The 16,960-nt window shown below is 29.4% G+C and carries 10 protein-coding genes and 1 rRNA gene; all 11 read left to right on the top strand.

All coding sequences use genetic code 11. The features are described from left to right. Positions 1 to 9 precede the first annotated feature (9 nt). On the top strand, positions 10 to 1,098 hold the full coding sequence (locus tag ABID14_RS05820) for a PIN/TRAM domain-containing protein (RefSeq protein WP_354368110.1): 1,089 nt from the start codon (positions 10 to 12) through the stop codon (positions 1,096 to 1,098). 286 nt (positions 1,099 to 1,384) lie between these two features. After that, positions 1,385 to 3,670, top strand: coding sequence for a stalk domain-containing protein (locus ABID14_RS05825; protein WP_354368088.1), 2,286 nt, complete (start codon positions 1,385 to 1,387; stop codon positions 3,668 to 3,670). A gap of 141 nt (positions 3,671 to 3,811) precedes the next feature. Beyond that, complete coding sequence (gene pheS, locus ABID14_RS05830; protein ID WP_354368090.1) at positions 3,812 to 4,834, top strand: phenylalanine--tRNA ligase subunit alpha; 1,023 nt, start codon at positions 3,812 to 3,814, stop codon at positions 4,832 to 4,834. Between the two features lie 10 nt (positions 4,835 to 4,844). Then, positions 4,845 to 7,220, top strand: a complete 2,376-nt coding sequence (gene pheT / locus ABID14_RS05835; protein WP_354368092.1) for a phenylalanine--tRNA ligase subunit beta — start codon at positions 4,845 to 4,847, stop codon at positions 7,218 to 7,220. Positions 7,221 to 7,234: 14 nt separating this feature from the next. Beyond that, entirely contained in the window at positions 7,235 to 7,786 is a 552-nt protein-coding gene (locus ABID14_RS05840) for a cell division protein ZapA (RefSeq protein ID WP_354368094.1), read from the top strand. Then, entirely contained in the window at positions 7,773 to 10,109 is a 2,337-nt protein-coding gene (locus ABID14_RS05845) for a U32 family peptidase (RefSeq protein ID WP_354368096.1), read from the top strand. Before ABID14_RS05840 ends, ABID14_RS05845 begins: the two co-directional genes overlap by 14 nt. Further along, complete coding sequence (locus ABID14_RS05850; RefSeq protein WP_354368098.1) at positions 10,102 to 12,474, top strand: endonuclease MutS2; 2,373 nt, start codon at positions 10,102 to 10,104, stop codon at positions 12,472 to 12,474. The genes ABID14_RS05845 and ABID14_RS05850 overlap by 8 nt, the downstream gene beginning before the upstream one ends. 10 nt (positions 12,475 to 12,484) lie before the next feature. Further along, positions 12,485 to 14,194 (top strand): arginine--tRNA ligase, encoded by a 1,710-nt coding sequence (argS, locus tag ABID14_RS05855; protein ID WP_354368100.1) that lies wholly within the window; start codon positions 12,485 to 12,487, stop codon positions 14,192 to 14,194. Between the two features lie 10 nt (positions 14,195 to 14,204). After that, a complete protein-coding gene (locus ABID14_RS05860) occupies positions 14,205 to 14,972 on the top strand; it encodes a hypothetical protein (RefSeq protein ID WP_354368102.1) in 768 nt (255 codons plus the stop codon). Continuing rightward, positions 14,973 to 16,073, top strand: a complete 1,101-nt coding sequence (locus tag ABID14_RS05865; protein ID WP_354368104.1) for a tetratricopeptide repeat protein — start codon at positions 14,973 to 14,975, stop codon at positions 16,071 to 16,073. A 287-nt stretch (positions 16,074 to 16,360) separates the two neighbouring features. Beyond that, positions 16,361 to 16,960 (top strand): 16S ribosomal RNA (locus ABID14_RS05870); the annotation flags it as partial.

A 16,960-nucleotide genomic window follows, 5' to 3' on the forward strand; every position in this document is an offset into this window, starting at 1 on the left:
CGAAAAGTTGTGTCCACTATATTTAAAGTTTTATTTACTTTAATAGGTGCAATTGCCGGTACAGTTATAGTAAGTTTTTTAGATGATTTTGAACCATTTACTGCTATAACTAATCAGAAGATTGTGACAATTATATCCGTTGCTATTATATTATTATTTGCATTTATATTTTATTTATTGTCACCTAAAGTTCTAGGAGCTTTAGAAGATCTTTTGAATGTATGGGAAACTGAGATTCAAACAAGACCTTTATCCGAAGTTTTACTGGGCGCTGTTGGTTTGATAATCGGTTTTATAATTGCATTTTTAATTTCACAGCCGATTTATAAGATACCTATTCCATATATGGGTGCTGTTATTTCAATAGTATTATATGGAATGTTTGGTTTTTTAGGCTTGAGAATAGGAATGTCAAATAAGGACGCCATATCTGAAAAATTTAAACTTGTTTTGTCTAATAATACTAAAAAAGTATCTAAGAATAAAGATAAAGCAAAAGAATATGATGGCATTCCTAAAGTTTTAGATACTTCTGTTATAATTGACGGAAGAATTTTAGACATAGTCAAAAGTGGTTTTTTGGAAGGACCGTTGGTTGTTCCTGTGTTTGTTTTAGAAGAATTACAGCATATTGCAGATTCATCAGAAGCACTTAAAAGAAACAGGGGAAGACGTGGTCTAGATACAATTGCTGAAATTCAAGAACTTAAGAATATTCAGGTTATCATCTTTGAAGGAAAGTACGCAAATATACCAGAGGTTGATTCTAAATTATTAAAACTAACAAATGATATCAATGGTAAAATCGTTACTAATGACTTTAATTTGAATAAAGTTGCCACTGTTCAAAATCTTAACGTTCTCAATATTAATGCTTTAGCAAATGCAGTAAAACCTCCTTATCTTCCTGGAGAAGAGATGCACATTCATATTGTGAAAGAAGGTAAAGAATTTAATCAGGGGTTAGCTTATTTAGATGACGGTACTATGATTGTAGTGGAAAATGGAAAAAATTTAATTGGTAATTCTATTGATGTAATCGTAACAAGTGCTTTACAGACATCCGCTGGTAAGATGATTTTCGCAAAACCTAAATAATCTATTATAGAAATGCTTAATAGCATTTCTTTTTTTATACTAATATAAAATTTTTAAAATTAGACTTATCTCAAATAGAATTTTATTATAGTAGTATTTTTTTAAAAATATATGTAGACAAGCAAATGTAATAAGTTGATTTAAAATTATCTCAAATCATTACTAGATAAATTTACCTTTTAAACAAATGTTAATTAAGATTTGATTACAAGTTAGCAAAAAGCTTTGTTTTAGCATTCTAATTGCTTTATACTTATCTATGTAATCAAATAAAAAGGGTGATAAAATGGTTTACAAGATTAAAAGGTATTTATTAATTTCACTTGTCTTATTTGTTTTAATTACAACGAATGTATTTGCAGAAAACAAACTTCTTTATCAAGAAGAGGTTGCACCCGGTGTAGTTAGATACAAGTATGAAATCAAAAATGGTTCAAGAAAAGCAGTAGCAAATGTAATAAAAGTGGATTTAAATAATCCTCATATAAAAATTAATACAGTGGCGGGTAAAGGAACATATACCAACAAAGGGACAGTTACACAAATGGCAGATAGAACAAATGCTGTTGCAATGGTTAATGGAGATTTCTTCTCCATGCAATTACAAGGAGTACCTCTAGGAGCTTCGATTATAGATGGAGATATGAAGTCTTCGCCGGCAGTTCTTACAGATATTTGGTCTTTTGGAATAGACACAAATAATACGGCTTTTATAGATATGACAAAATTCATCGGTAAAGTAACGGCACCAAATGGGAATTCATATCCAATAGCTGGTTTAAATAAAGCATCTTATTGGTATCAACCTTCTAAGGAATATTCTCACGAGTCAAAAATACAGATGTATGATTCTTTCTGGTCATCTAAATCTAGAGGAGATAAAACTGCAGGAGAAGTTTTACTATCAAAAGATAATATAGTAGAGAAAATTGTATTTAGAAAGAATATTGACACAAAGATTGCAGAAGGTAAAAAAGTTCTGCAGGTAAGTGGTGGATCTGAAAGATTTGTAAGAGACAATATAAAAGTTGGAGATAAATTAAATATTTCTACAAATATTGAACCTAATAGAAATTGGAAAATGATGGTTGGTGGACATGCATTGTTAGTAGAAAATGGAACTATCAAAGAATATACTAAAGATGTAAATTCTATTGGGGGTACTAGAGCAAGAACGGCAGTAGGTATATCTAAGGACGGCAAGACAGTTTATATTACCTCAGTTGAAGGTAGAACAAAAAGATCGCAAGGTGCTAGTCTAAAAGAATTATCTAAATTCATGTTGGATTTAGGATCTTTTAAAGCTATGAATCTTGATGGTGGTGGTTCTACAGCTATGGTGGTAAGAGAACTGGGAGATGTTAAGAGGACAAGGGTAATAAATCCGGAGAGAAACTCAGGTGAAAGAGCAGTAGTAAATGGACTTGGAGTTTTTAATACTACTAAAAATACTGGCGTTATCATAAATGGCAAGATTGATGGAAATACAGATTTAGTTGTTGGTGAACAAACTGAATTTAAATTAAAATCAGCATGGGATGAATTTTTAAATCCAATTGACATTTCTGGTAGAAACTATTCACTAAGCGAAAACTCTGGTGGTAAAAATATATTAAATGGTAGAAGCTATTTGGCACTTACTCCAGGAACTTATACTTTAAATATAAAAACAGACAAACAAGAATCTTTTGAAAAACAAATTAATATAAAAGACATAAATGCTTATCAAGAAATATTTGCTTCAACTGACAATAGTAGAATAAAACCAGGTGATGCTTTAACTGTTAAAGTTCAAGGGAAATTAGATGGAAGAAAAATTAATATCTCTCCTCGTGTTGTCAAGTATGATTTCGTAGATATGGATGCAACAATAGATACGAATACTTTTAAAATAAAAATTAATTCTGTTGGTGATAACCCTAAAATTGTAGCAAATGTGGGAAATAAAACTTCAGAAATTAAACTATATGATAAAGATTCTAAGATAATAAAAATGCAAGTCGGTAGTTCGAATTATAGTGTTAATGGGAAGGCATTAAAACTTGATTCTAAACCATTCATTAAAAATTCAAGGACTTTAGTACCAGTGAGATTTATTGTAGAAGCTATGGGTGGTAAAGTAGATTGGGATGATGAGAATAGAGTGGTTTTAATAAGTAGTGGTAAAGATTCGATAAAATTACCAATTAATTCCAACACTATGACTGTCAATGGTAAAGAAATAGCAATAGATCAACCAGCTATTATTTCAAGTGATCGAACTTTTGTACCAGTTAGGTTTATAGCTGAATCATTGAACATGATAGTAAATTATGATGCGAAAGATCGTGAAATTGAAATTATTTCAAAAAAAGAAAATAAAAATATTATAGAACAAGAAAACTCAAATGTAGAAGTAGATAATAATTTACAACATAATAAACAAACATCACCTGAGATAAATAATCACAATAATAATGCAAATAAAGAAATGCAAAATGTAGAAAATGGAATTCAAAATAATAAAGAAATTACTAACAATAATAATTCTTTGGAGAATAACTTAACAGATGATGTTATGATTTTTAATTAAAATATATGGGAGGGAAAACCCTCCTTTTTAATTTGAAAATTTTAACATAAATAAGTAACAAACGTTTAAAAAATGAGATTAAGACTGAGCGTAATGCTTGAAGTTATGTTATAATTGTAATAATATGATTTGGAGGTTACGATGAAAGAAAAGTTATTTGGTATTAGAAATGATTTTAAAAATCTTATAAAAGATGCTAATACTATTAAAGAAATAGATGATTTAAGAGTAAAATATTTAGGAAAAAAAGGCGAAATAACTGCAATTCTAAAAGGAATGAGAGATATTTCTCCAGAAGAAAGACCAGCTATGGGTTCCCTTGCAAATGAGGTTAGGGAAGAGATAGAAAATCTAATTGAGAACAAAAAAAGTGAAGTCAATAAAATCCTTCTTGATAAAAAATTATTAAATGAAAGAATTGATGTAACTTTAAAGACAGATAATTTAATTTTGGGGCATAGACATCCATTAAAAAAGACTTTAGAAGATTTGGAAGATTTATTCACACATATGGGTTTTACAGTTTACGATGGTCCGGAAATAGAAACTGTTGAAAACAACTTCGATCTTTTAAATGCTCCAAAAGACCATCCTTCTCGTGATATGTCAGATACATTTTATTTTGACAAAAATACAATACTTAGATCACAAACATCACCAGTTCAAATTAGAGCTATGAAAGAATATGGTGCACCTATAAGAATGGTTTGCTCTGGAAGAGTTTTCAGATCTGACGAAGTTGATGCAACTCACTCGCCAATGTTTCATCAGTTAGAGGGGCTTGTTGTAGATGAAAATATTTCATTAGCAAATTTAATTGAAACTTTAAATTATTTCGTCAAAACATTTTTTGGTGAAGATATGAAAACTAGATTTAGACCTCACTATTTTCCATTTACTGAACCAAGTCTAGAAGTTGATACAACTTGCCCTAACTGTGGTGGCAAGGGATGTTCAAGTTGTTCTGGAACAGGTTGGAGTATGGAATTATTGGGCGGCGGAATGGTTCATCCTAATGTTTTAAGAAATTGTGGCATCGATCCAGAAAAATATTCAGGCTTTGCTTTTGGTATGGGAATTGATAGGATTGCAATGGTAAGATACCAAATAAAAGATATTAGAATGATGTTTGACAATAATAAGAAATTTTTAGAACAGTTTTAAGGAGGAACTCATGTTATTACCTATAAAATGGTTAAGAGATTATATAGATTTTGATATAGATATTAAAGAGTTAGCTGATGGACTTTCAAATTCGGGCTCACATGTAGAATCAATTATTGATAATAAATCTGGGATTGAAAAAATAATAGTTGGTAGAATTGAAAAAATAAATAAGCATCCAGATGCTGATAAATTAGTTATATGTGATGTAAATATAGGCAATAAAAACTTACAAATAGTAACCGGAGCTCCTAATGTTTTTGAAGGCGCGATAGTCCCAGTAGCAGTTGATGGTGCAAAAATATATGGCGGTAAAACTATAAAAAAAGGAAAACTCCGTGGCGTTCTGTCTAACGGCATGTTATGTTCACTAGAAGAACTTGGATTTAGTTCATCAGTAGTACCTAAAGAGTCAAAGGATGGAATTTTTATATTCCCAGAAGAAGTAGAGCTGGGTAGTGACTTTTTCGAATCTCTCAATATGAATGATGAAGTGCTTGAACTCGAAATAACTCCAAACAGACCGGATTGCTTAAGTATGGTAGGTATGGCAGTTGAAACTGCTGCCACATTTGACTTAAAACGAAAAGTAAAAGATATTAACATTGAAAGTACAGCAGATAATATAAATGATTACATCGAAAGTATTAAAATTGACACTCCAAATTGCAATAGATATTATGCAAGAGTAATCAAAAATTTGGAAATTAAGCCGTCTCCAATTTGGTTACAATCTTATTTAATGCAGGCAGGAATCCGTCCGATTTCAAACATTGTTGACTTAACTAACTTCGTAATGTTAGAACTTGGGCAGCCTTTACATGCTTTTGATCTTGATTCAATCAATAATAAAAAAGTATTAGTAAGACAAGCTAAAGATGGAGAAACAACTAAAACTTTAGATGGTGAAAAAAGAAGTCTTACAACAGAAGATTTAGTAATCACAGATGGAGACGAAATTATAGCAATTGGCGGTGTAATGGGGGGATATGATTCTGAAGTTACTTCCAAAACTACAACCGTATTACTTGAAGGTGCAAATTTTAATAAAGAAAACATCCGTAAAACATCTAGAAGACTTGGGCTAAGAAGCGAAGCATCATCAAGATTTGAAAAAGGTATTTCCGAGACTTTAGCCCAAAAGGCTGTAGATAGAGTTGCTGAACTTGTACAAAAAATGGGGATTGCTGAAGTAGTTGAAGGTTATATAGATGCAAATAATTTTACAACTACAGAAAAAACTATAAAATTAAGAAAAGAAAAATGTAATAGATTAATAGGTATAGAATTTTCAATTCAAGAAATTTCCAATATATTGAATAGATTAGAAATAGAAACTGAAATTAAAGAGGATTATTTAATAGCTAAAATACCTCAAATAAGGCTTGATTTAAATATCGAAGAAGATTTAATTGAAGAAGTGGCAAGGATATATGGCTATCAAAATATAGAACCTAAAAAATTAGTTGGTACTTTGACTGTTGGCAAGAAGCCAAAATTTAGAAATGTTGAAAACAAAATTAAAAATATACTATTTGGACTTGGATACTCTGAATTTATGACCTATTCATTCATAAGTCCTAATGCATATAACAAATCTAATTATATTGAGGATGATAAAAATATAATTAAAATTTTAAATCCTCTAGGTGAAGATTATTCGGTTATGCGTACAACTTTGATACCTTCAATGATTGAGTCACTGGCAAAAAATTATGCTCGTGGCAATGAAAAAGTTGGTGGATTTGAAATAGGAAATACTTTTATTCCTACAGGAGATAAATTGCCTTCTGAAAACTTAAAATTATGTTTAGGATTTTATGATTTAGGAGATTTTTATTATTTAAAAGAATCTATCGAAAAATCACTGTGGTATTTAGGAATAGAAAACTTAGAAATCCGTAGAGTAACAAAATCTTTCTTACATCCTGGTAGAAGTGCTGAAATTTATTTAAATGATTTTTGTTTGGGTATAATGGGTGAAATTCATCCAAATGTTTTAAAAAATTATGGATTGAAGAAAAAAGTTTATGTTGCAGAATTGGATTTTGATACAATAGTTAAAAACACAATCGATAACTATCTTTATAAAGAAATGCCAAAGTTTCCAACAATTAAACGTGATTTCGCTTTTGTAATTGATAGGGATATTGACTCTGTAGAACTTGAAAAAATCTCTAAAAAACATGGGGAAAAATTGCTAGAATCTTTTAAAGTTTTTGATATATATGAAGGTGATAATATAGAGGAAGGCAAAAAATCAGTAGCCTTTTCATTAGTATTTAGGGCACCTGATCGTACACTAGAGGATTCTGAAGTGTCAGAAATTTCTGGTAAAATTGTCGCAGATATTGAGAAGGATCTTAATGCTAAACTAAGATCTTAATTGTGGAGGTAAATATGTCAGCTAACAAGAGAATTGAAGTAATTATAGATGGCATGAAATTTTATGTGCTAGGCGATGACAATGAAAGTTATGTTAAAAATCTAGCACAAACTTTAGATGAAAAAATACAGAAAACTTATAATAGTAATTTTAGATTAAATCAAGTGCAATCAATTATACTTTGTGCGTTAAATATATTAGATGAATTAGAAAGAACTAAAAGAGATAAGATAGATATTAATTCCATGAAATCTGATGAGAAAGCAATGTTGGAAAAAGTTGAAGAAATTAAAGCTTTGAAAAATACAATTGAAAATCTTAAAAAAGAAAATTCCAATATTTCCTCTCAGTTTACTAATACTAAAGAAAAAGAACATGAAACAGTTGAAAAACTCAAAAAAGCTAATCAAATAAATGTAGATAGAAGCAAAGAAATTGCCACTTTAAAAGCGGATATTTCTGCTTATCAAGAGCAAATAAAAGAGCTGGACAATAAACATAATAATGCTCAAAGAAGGATTATTGATTTATCTAGAGAATTAGAAAGTCTTTATGATGAAAAATAAATATGAATTGTTAGCACCTGCAGGTAATATGAGCTCTCTAAAGGCGGCAGTTATAGCAGGTGCTGATGCTGTTTATTTGGGAGCGAGCGAATTTTCTGCAAGAGCAAAAGCGAAAAATTTTAACATCGAAGAATTGATGGAAGCCATTACTTATGCTCATTTAAGAAATGTTAAAATTTTTGTGACGATGAATATTCTCATTGCAGATACTGAATTTGAAGAAGCTTTAAAATTAGCGCAAAAGCTGTATGATATTGGAGTAGATGCTTTAATTGTTCAAGATTTTGGTCTTGTAAAGGAGATTAAAAAACTACTTCCTGATTTTGAACTTCATGCCTCAACACAAATGGCAATTAATAATTATTATGGAGCTTTATTTTTAAAAGATATGGGTTTTTCAAGAATTGTATTAGCACGCGAAACACCTATTTTTGAGATAAAAAAAATTAAAGAATTAAATATTGATATTGAAGTATTTATACATGGTGCACTTTGTGTTTGTTATTCAGGTGAATGTCTAATGAGTTCAATGATAGGTGGTAAGTCTGGTAATCGAGGTGAATGTGCACAAGCTTGTAGAAAACAATATGAAATATTTGATTTGGATAAAAATTCTGTTTCTGATAGTAAATATTATTTATCTCCCAAAGATTTAAATACATTAGATGAAGTAAAACAACTCTTAGCAGCAGGAGCTTTTTCTTTAAAAATTGAAGGCAGGATGAAAAGCCCACAATATGTTTATCAAGTAGTCTCAGCTTATAAGAATGCAATTAGTGGAAAACTCGATACAACTGATAAACAAAATGTAGAGCAATCTTTTAATAGAGGCTTTACAAAAGGATTATTTAATGGGGATTTTGGTAGAAATTTCGTTTCTTACGATAGACCTGATAATCGAGGTATTGAAATAGGAAAGGTAATGTCAGTTAGAAAAAATAAAGCGAAAGTTGTATTTAGCGATACTGTGTTTGCTGGCGATGGATTAGAATTTAAAAATGGCGGTAAGACTTTTGGTATTAAAACTGATAAAAAATATTTGAAAGGCAAAGAATATATACTAGATTTACCAGAATTTACTGAAAAAGAAAGTATAATAAATAGAACTTTTTCCATTAAATGGAAAGAAAATATAGACTCTAAACTAGAAACTGATGAATATAAAATCCCTATAGATATGAAGGTAATAGCAAAAGTTGGACAAAAACCAATTATTTATGGCAAAACAAGTTTTGTTAAAGATTATTATCAGTTAGATGAAATAATAGAAGCTGCACATAAATCTCCTATAACAGAAGATAAAATTACAGAAAATTTATCTAAGTTAAATGATACTATATTCTATTTAAATTCCCTAAAACTAGATTTGGATAAAGATGCTTTTATGAGGATATCATCTGTAAATGCACTCAGAAGAGGGATAATTGGAAAAATAGAAAGACAAATCTTGAATAAAAAAGTGGTTAGGAAGGAAAAAAATAACCTCCTAGTAGAAACTGATAAAATTTTATTAAAAAATCATACGAAAATTAAAGTGTTTTTTAACAAGTTTGAGCATTTAGAAAAAGTAGATTTTAATAAAATAGACGAAATAATAATAAGACCAAATCATGTTAATAAGTTTAAATCGCGTTATCCACAACTTAAATTTTCTGTCTATTTAGATAAATTTTATTCATATATTGAATTGGAAAAAGTAAGGAATTATATTTTAGAACATAGGGAAATTGAAGGTATTTGGATAAATAATATTTCGCAATATTATATTTTTAAAAATGACGATATAAAGATTAATGGAGATATTGGACTGAATGTTTTTAATAAAAGCTCATTAGATTTTTTATCTAAATTAGGATTATATAGTGTTACCTTATCACCTGAATTAAATGCTAAACAAATTAAAGTTTTATCTACTGTTAATAGTAATACAAACATTGTATCTTATGGAAGACTACCTGTTATGACAATGAAGCACTGCCCTTTTTCCATAATTAAAAACTGTAAAGATGAAAGATATTGTCCTGAGTGTAAATTCAAAAATTATTATTTGAGGGATACTAAAAATGTTGATTTTGAAGTCCTCAGACAAGATGCTTTCACAGAAATATTTAATTCTTATCCAATTCTTTTGGATGGATATGTAAAGACTGTCATAAATAGTGGTTTAAACCTTTTAATATTAGGTGATGAATATACTAATTATGTTATAAATTTATATAGAGAATTTAATAGTGATAAGTATGAAAAGTTACGAATTAAATTAATAAATAAATATGGCCAGGTAACAAAAGGTCATATAAATAGGGGGATTATAGGTGATTGACTCTTTTACTAGAGCAAAGAAAACTTTAGAATTTGACAAAGTTCTCTCGGAGTTAAAATCTTTGGCAAGTGCCAAAATCACAACTGAATATATAGATGATATAAATTTTTCGACAGATTATGACGAAGTAAATAAAAGATTAAAAGTGACAAGTGAAGCTCTTAGGTTAATAAGTGCAAAAGGTGAACCTGCTCTTTTTGGGATTGTAGATATAAAAAAAATACTAAAAGTAGCTAATATTGGTGGAGTATTAACTGCAAAATCGCTTTTAGATGTAACAGACTTTTTGAGAGTGGCAAGAAATCTAAAATTATATCTAAAGAAAGAAACTTATGATCATAAAGATGTTCCGATGAGTTTTATAAATGTATTAATTGAAGAACTTTATATAAATAGAGCACTAGAAGAAGAAATTAATTCTAAAATTATTTCTGAAGATGAAATTGCTGATGACGCTTCAAAAGAATTAAATAGGATAAGAAAAAATATAGGTTTAAAAAAAGAATCTATCAAAAACAAATTGAATTCTGTATTGACTTCACAATCAGAATATCTACAAGATCAGATAGTCACTTTCCGTGATGGTAGGTATGTAGTACCAGTTAAAATAGAACATAAATCAAGAGTTAAAGGATTGGTACACGATATTTCAAGTTCTGGTCAAACTATATATGTTGAGCCAATTTCTGTTGTTGATGCAAATAATGAATTAAAAGAATTGTATTTAAAAGAAACTACAGAAATAGAAAAAATATTGCGTAAACTCACTGAATTTGTTGCAGAAGAGTCAGTTAATATTGAATATAATCAAGATAAGTTGATAGAGATTGATTTTATTTTTTCTAAAGCCAAACTTGCAATTAAACAAGAAGCAAATATGCCAATTCTCAATAACAAAAAATACATCAATTTAAAAAAAGCATATCACCCCCTTTTAAATAGAGAGATTGCTGTGCCAATAGATATTTATTTAGGTGATGAATTCACCTCATTAATAATAACTGGCCCAAACACTGGCGGTAAAACTGTCAGTTTGAAAACAGTAGGTCTTTTGGTGCTTATGGTTCAATATGGACTTTTAATTCCAGTTAGTGAATCATCTGAGATTTCAATATTTGACTCTGTATTTGCAGACATTGGCGATGAACAATCAATAGAACAGTCCTTGTCTACATTTTCTTCACATATGGTTAATATTGTGAGAATTTTAAACGAGGTAGATGAAAATTCTCTCGTATTATTTGACGAATTAGGAGCAGGAACTGACCCTACAGAAGGAGCTGCATTAGCTAGAGCAATAATGCAACACATGCTAGATAGAAAGATAAGATGTATATCTACAACACATTATAATCAATTAAAGGTGTATGCACTTACAACAAAGGGTGTAGCTAATGCTTCCATGGAATTCGATGTAAATACTTTATCACCAACTTATAAATTATTAATTGGAGTACCAGGCAAGTCCAATGCATTTGAAATATCAAAAAGGCTAGGTTTACCTGAATATATAATAGAAGAATCTAAAAAGCTTTTAAGCTCAGAAAATATCGAATTCGAAGATGTTCTTCAAGCAATTGATGCTGATAGGACTAAAATTGCAAGATTAAAAGAAGATTTAGAAAGACAAAACATTGATTTAAAAGAACAAAATAGACGTTTAGAAAATAAAATAAAAAATGTAGAAAATCAAAGAGAAAAAATAATAGAAAAATCTAAAGAAGAAGCTCGTAGAGTCTTATTAAATGCAAAACAAAATGCAGAGCTTATACTTTCTGAACTAAACGAAGCAAAAGAGAATATTTTATCTGATAATTCTAGAAAAATTCAAGATGCACAAGATTTACTGAGAGAAAGCATTAGAAAAACGAATAAAGATTCAGACATAGAAATCACAAAAGCTAAAAACCCAATCAAAGAAATTAAAATTGGAGATCAAGTGAGGACATCTTTTGGCAATGTAGCTACTGTTTTAGAAATGCCTGATAATAAAGGCAATGTTTTAGTTCAATCTGGTATTATGAAAATGAAGTTGCCAAAAGAAAGCTTAACTCGTGTAAATGTCCAAGAAAATACAACGAAAGTCAATACAAAGAAAATTTTAAGAGATAAGGCAACAAATGTAAAATCAGAAATAGATATACGAGGAAAAAACTTCGAAGATGCAAAAGATATAGTAGAAAAATATTTAGATGATGCATATATTTCTGGACTAAAATCAGTGAGATTAATACACGGAAAAGGGACAGGAGTGTTGAGAGCAAAACTAAGAGATTATATGAAAGGAATAAGGATAGTAAAAACATTTCATGATGCTGCTTATAACGAGGGTGGAGATGGAGTTACTATAGTTGTATTAAAATAGAGGTGAGTATATGATAAATTTTAGAGAAGAGATAATTAATATATTAGATGAAAAAATTGAAGAATTAGATAGAAAACAAATAAATGAAATACTTGAAACACCACCATCATATGAATTGGGTGATTTTGCATTTCCAGTTTTTAGTTTAGCAAAAGTTTATAGAAAAAATCCAGCTATCATAGCAAGTGATTTAGCAAATGAAATTGAATCAGAATATTTTGAAAGAGTAGAAAGCAAAAACGCATATTTGAATTTTTATATAAATAAAACACTATTAGCTGAAGAAATATTAAATGAATCTAAAGATAAAGGACAGAATTTTGGAAAAATCAATGTTGGTAAAGGAGAAAATGCCTTAGTAGAATATTCGTCTACAAATATTGCTAAGCCATTTCATATTGGACATATAAGATCAACTGTAATAGGAGATTCAATCAAAAGAATTTATAATTTTTTAGGATATAATACTATTGCAATTAATTATTTAGGAGATTATGGAACGCAATTTGGAATGCTAATTTGTGCCTATAAAAAATGGGGTAATCAAGAAGCTATTGAGAAGAATCCTATTCCTGAACTTTTTAAATTATATGTAAAAATAAATAAAGTAGTAGAAGAAGAGCCAACGGTAAAAGAAGAATGTAGAAAATGGTTCAAACGCTTAGAAGAAAATGATGAAGAAGCTGTTTCTTTATGGAAATGGTTTAGAGAAGTTAGTTTAAAAGAATTTAATAGAGTTTATGAAATTCTTGATATAGAATTTGATTCGTTTAATGGAGAAAGCTTTTATTCGGATAAATTACCGTCTTTAATAGAAGAATTAAGAGCAAAAAATGTCATGGAAAATTCGCAAGGGGCTGAAATAATTAATCTTGATAAATACAATCTTCCACCAGCAATAATCGTAAAAAGTGATGGAACAAGTATTTATCTCACAAGGGATATAGCCGCTGCAAAATATAGACATGAAGAATATAAACCAGTGGTTAGTATTTATGTAGTTGGTGCTCAGCAGTCTTTACATTTTCAACAATTAAAAGCTACACTAAAAGAGGCAAATTACGATTTTTATGATGAAATTGTTCATGTTCCTTTTGGAATGGTATCATTAGAAGATGGAACACTTTCAACTAGGAAAGGAAAAGTTGTATATCTAGAAGATGTATTAAATAAAGCTATTAATAAGGTTATGGAAATTTTAAATGATAGAGAAATCTCTTCAGGACAAAAATTAGAAAACAAAGAAGAATTAGCGAGAATGATAGGTGTTGGAGCAATTAAATTCCAAGAATTATTTAATGGTAGAATAAAAGATTATGTATTTGATTGGGATAAGACATTGTCATTTGAAGGTGAAACAGGTCCATATGTGCAATATGTACATGCAAGGATATCCTCACTATTAGAAAAAGGTAATTTTAATTTAAATAATCCTACAAATGCAAAATTACTGACAGAAGAAACTGAAATTGACATTATCAGATCACTTTACAATTTTAGTGATGTTGTAAAAGATGCTGCTGAAAAGTATGAACCATATTTTATAACTAGATATGTAGTTGAACTTGCGAAGAATTTTAATAAATTCTATAATCAAACACAAATTCTAGTAGATAATGAAGAACTTAAAAATTCAAGACTAATGCTATGCTATACAGTGAAAAATGTAATTGCTAGTGGTCTACTACTATTGGGTATACAGGCACCAGATAAAATGTAAGGAGTGCACAATGAATTTCACCGAAGACTTAAAAATGGTATATGAAAAAGCAATAAGGGATAGCATAAGTAAAATAACAAAAAATCCACTTATACTAATAATGCCTTTGATATATAGCATCATTTACAAATTTGTAATGATGGCTTTTAATATAACTTTAGCACCCGTTCTTGGTTTCGCATCTGGTTTTATCTTGCCAATAATTTCATCCTTAATATTGTCTAGTTATTATTCACAATTAAGTGATGTGATATTTTACAACAGATTAAACTTTAATAATTTTAAAAACTCCTTTAAAGATTATTTTGCCTCTATTTATTCTGTATATTTTATATTAATATTAATATCTTGGATAACTCCAGCATTGTCAAAGATGATGTCAATATTAATAGTAATAAACTTTATATTAATAATTGTGTTAAATCCAATAGCAGAATCAATATATATACGTGGAGAATACTATACAAGTGCTTATTCTCATTGTGTAGAATTTATGAAAGAAAATTTTTTATTGTGGATTATACCTTTTATAATCTATCTCATTCTATTGAGGATTTTAGGATTAAGCATAGAAAATTATATACTTACATCAAATATAATAGATACACCTTTAGGGTTAAACACAGAAAGTTTAGTTGTGTTGGGCTTTGATATACAAAACTTAAAACAACTTTTAATAATAGTATTAACTGGGGTGTATGCGATTTTCAGAGGATGTTTATATAAAATATTGCATAATTCCACAAGAAGAAAAAGAGCTTACATGGGAGAGATTTAATTGCCGTTAAAAGATGAATTAGAACAAAAATTACAAGATATTGTATTTATAGAGTTAAAAAAAGAGTACCAACTGAGAGATATTAGTCTACCAGTTGGTACATCTTTACCTATAAGATTAGAATATATATTAAATGATTTAAAAGAAGATAAAGAGATAGAAAATATAAGTGCAGAAAAAATTGTAGACTCAATAATATATTTATTGGGAATAGACAAAGATTTTATATACAAAAAACAATATCTGGATATTTTAATTGAATTAGGATTAGACTTAAAAAAATATACAATGCATAAATCATTTGAAAATCAAGAAACACAAATACTAGATTCATTTATATACCTAAATTCATACTTAAATATACTAGGAGAAGATAAAGATATTCTATTTAAACAAGCTAATATATTAGAAGCATACTATAATCAGACTATTTCAGAAAGAGAAATTGAAGAGAATAACAAAATATTAGAAAATATAATCAGAAGATATAATAATATCCTAAATATTGATGAACAATATGAACTTGCATACTACAGATTGGCATATATAAATTTAAACATGAATAGATTCATAAAATCAAAATTATATTTTGAAAAATTCATAAACTACTCAAAAGATGAAGAATTGAAACAAGATGCTAGGTCAAAAATAGAAATGTTAAAAAATTATGTATTGTATGATTCTGCAAGAGCATATATATCACGAGGCAAATTTACAAAAGCTAAAAAAGATTTGGTAAACATTGACAATAATTACACGAAAAAAATGCAATATTATTATTTGCTAGGACTATGCGAATTTAACTTAGGAGAATTAGAAGAAGCAGAAAAAAGTATTAATAAATCTATAAGTTACAAAATTAATGAAGAAAATATAAATCTATTAGCTATGATCCAATTAAATAAAGAAGAGTTTAACAAAGCTATTCAAACCTACAAAATAGGTATCGAAAATTTACAGAATTCTTTTACATTAAATTATAATTTAGGCTTGGTTCTTTTAGATATTGGTGATAAAATAGAATCTGTCACTTATTTAGAAAAAGCTTATGAAATAAGTCCACAAGCTGAATTAAAAAAATTTCTAAAAAGTTTAAAATAATGTTGACAAAGTTAAAATATTATTATATACTATAAAAGTTGTCGCGTGAGACAACAAGCTTGTAAAAACAATCTGTAAAAGAGATATAAAAATTTAAAAAGTTTTGTAAAATCTACTTGACAAAGAAAAAGAAACAAGCTATAATAAAATAGCTGTTCCGGTATAGGACAGCATGAAACATGTTAATTAAATAGTGTGAAGATATAAATTCGTGATATAATCACAAAGCAAAAAGCAAACCAGATATTCGTTTAGTTTAAAACTAGAAGAGTTAGGTAAACCAAATTTTAATTGAGAGTTTGATCCTGGCTCAGGACGAACGCTGGCGGCGCGCTTAACACATGCAAGTCGAGCGATGAAGCTTTAACAGATTCCTTCGGGATGAAGATAAAGCGGATTAGCGGCGGACGGGTGAGTAACACGTGAGTAACCTGCCTTTGACATCGGGATAGCCTCGGGAAACCGGGATTAATACCGAATAAAATCCTACATACACATGTACATAGGATCAAAACTACGGTGGTCTTAGATGGACTCGCGTCCCATTAGCTAGTTGGTGGAGTAAAAGCCTACCAAGGCGACGATGGGTAGCCGGCCTGAGAGGGTGATCGGCCACATTGGAACTGAGAAACGGTCCAAACTCCTACGGGAGGCAGCAGTGGGGAATATTGCACAATGGAGGAAACTCTGATGCAGCGACGCCGCGTGAATGAAGAATGCCTTAGGGCAGTAAAGTTCTTTTATATGGGAAGATAATGACGGTACCATAAGAAAAAGCCCCGGCTAACTACGTGCCAGCAGCCGCGGTAATACGTAGGGGGCTAGCGTTGTCCGGAATCACTGGGCGTAAAGGGTTCGCAGGCGGAAATGCAAGTCAGATGTAAAAG

Source organism: Peptoniphilus olsenii (genome assembly GCF_040545475.1).
GTDB classification, from domain to species: Bacteria; Bacillota; Clostridia; order Tissierellales; family Peptoniphilaceae; genus Peptoniphilus_A; species Peptoniphilus_A olsenii.

What these genes read in the sequence shown, in the direction of transcription:
- ABID14_RS05825 (WP_354368088.1), top strand. Translation starts at nt 1,385, where the DNA reads ATGGTTTACAAGATTAAAAGGTATTTATTAATTTCACTTGTCTTATTT.
- pheS (WP_354368090.1), top strand. Translation starts at nt 3,812, where the DNA reads ATGAAAGAAAAGTTATTTGGTATTAGAAATGATTTTAAAAATCTTATA.
- pheT (WP_354368092.1), top strand. Translation starts at nt 4,845, where the DNA reads ATGTTATTACCTATAAAATGGTTAAGAGATTATATAGATTTTGATATA.
- ABID14_RS05840 (WP_354368094.1), top strand. Translation starts at nt 7,235, where the DNA reads ATGTCAGCTAACAAGAGAATTGAAGTAATTATAGATGGCATGAAATTT.
- ABID14_RS05845 (WP_354368096.1), top strand. Translation starts at nt 7,773, where the DNA reads ATGATGAAAAATAAATATGAATTGTTAGCACCTGCAGGTAATATGAGC.
- argS (WP_354368100.1), top strand. Translation starts at nt 12,485, where the DNA reads ATGATAAATTTTAGAGAAGAGATAATTAATATATTAGATGAAAAAATT.
- ABID14_RS05860 (WP_354368102.1), top strand. Translation starts at nt 14,205, where the DNA reads ATGAATTTCACCGAAGACTTAAAAATGGTATATGAAAAAGCAATAAGG.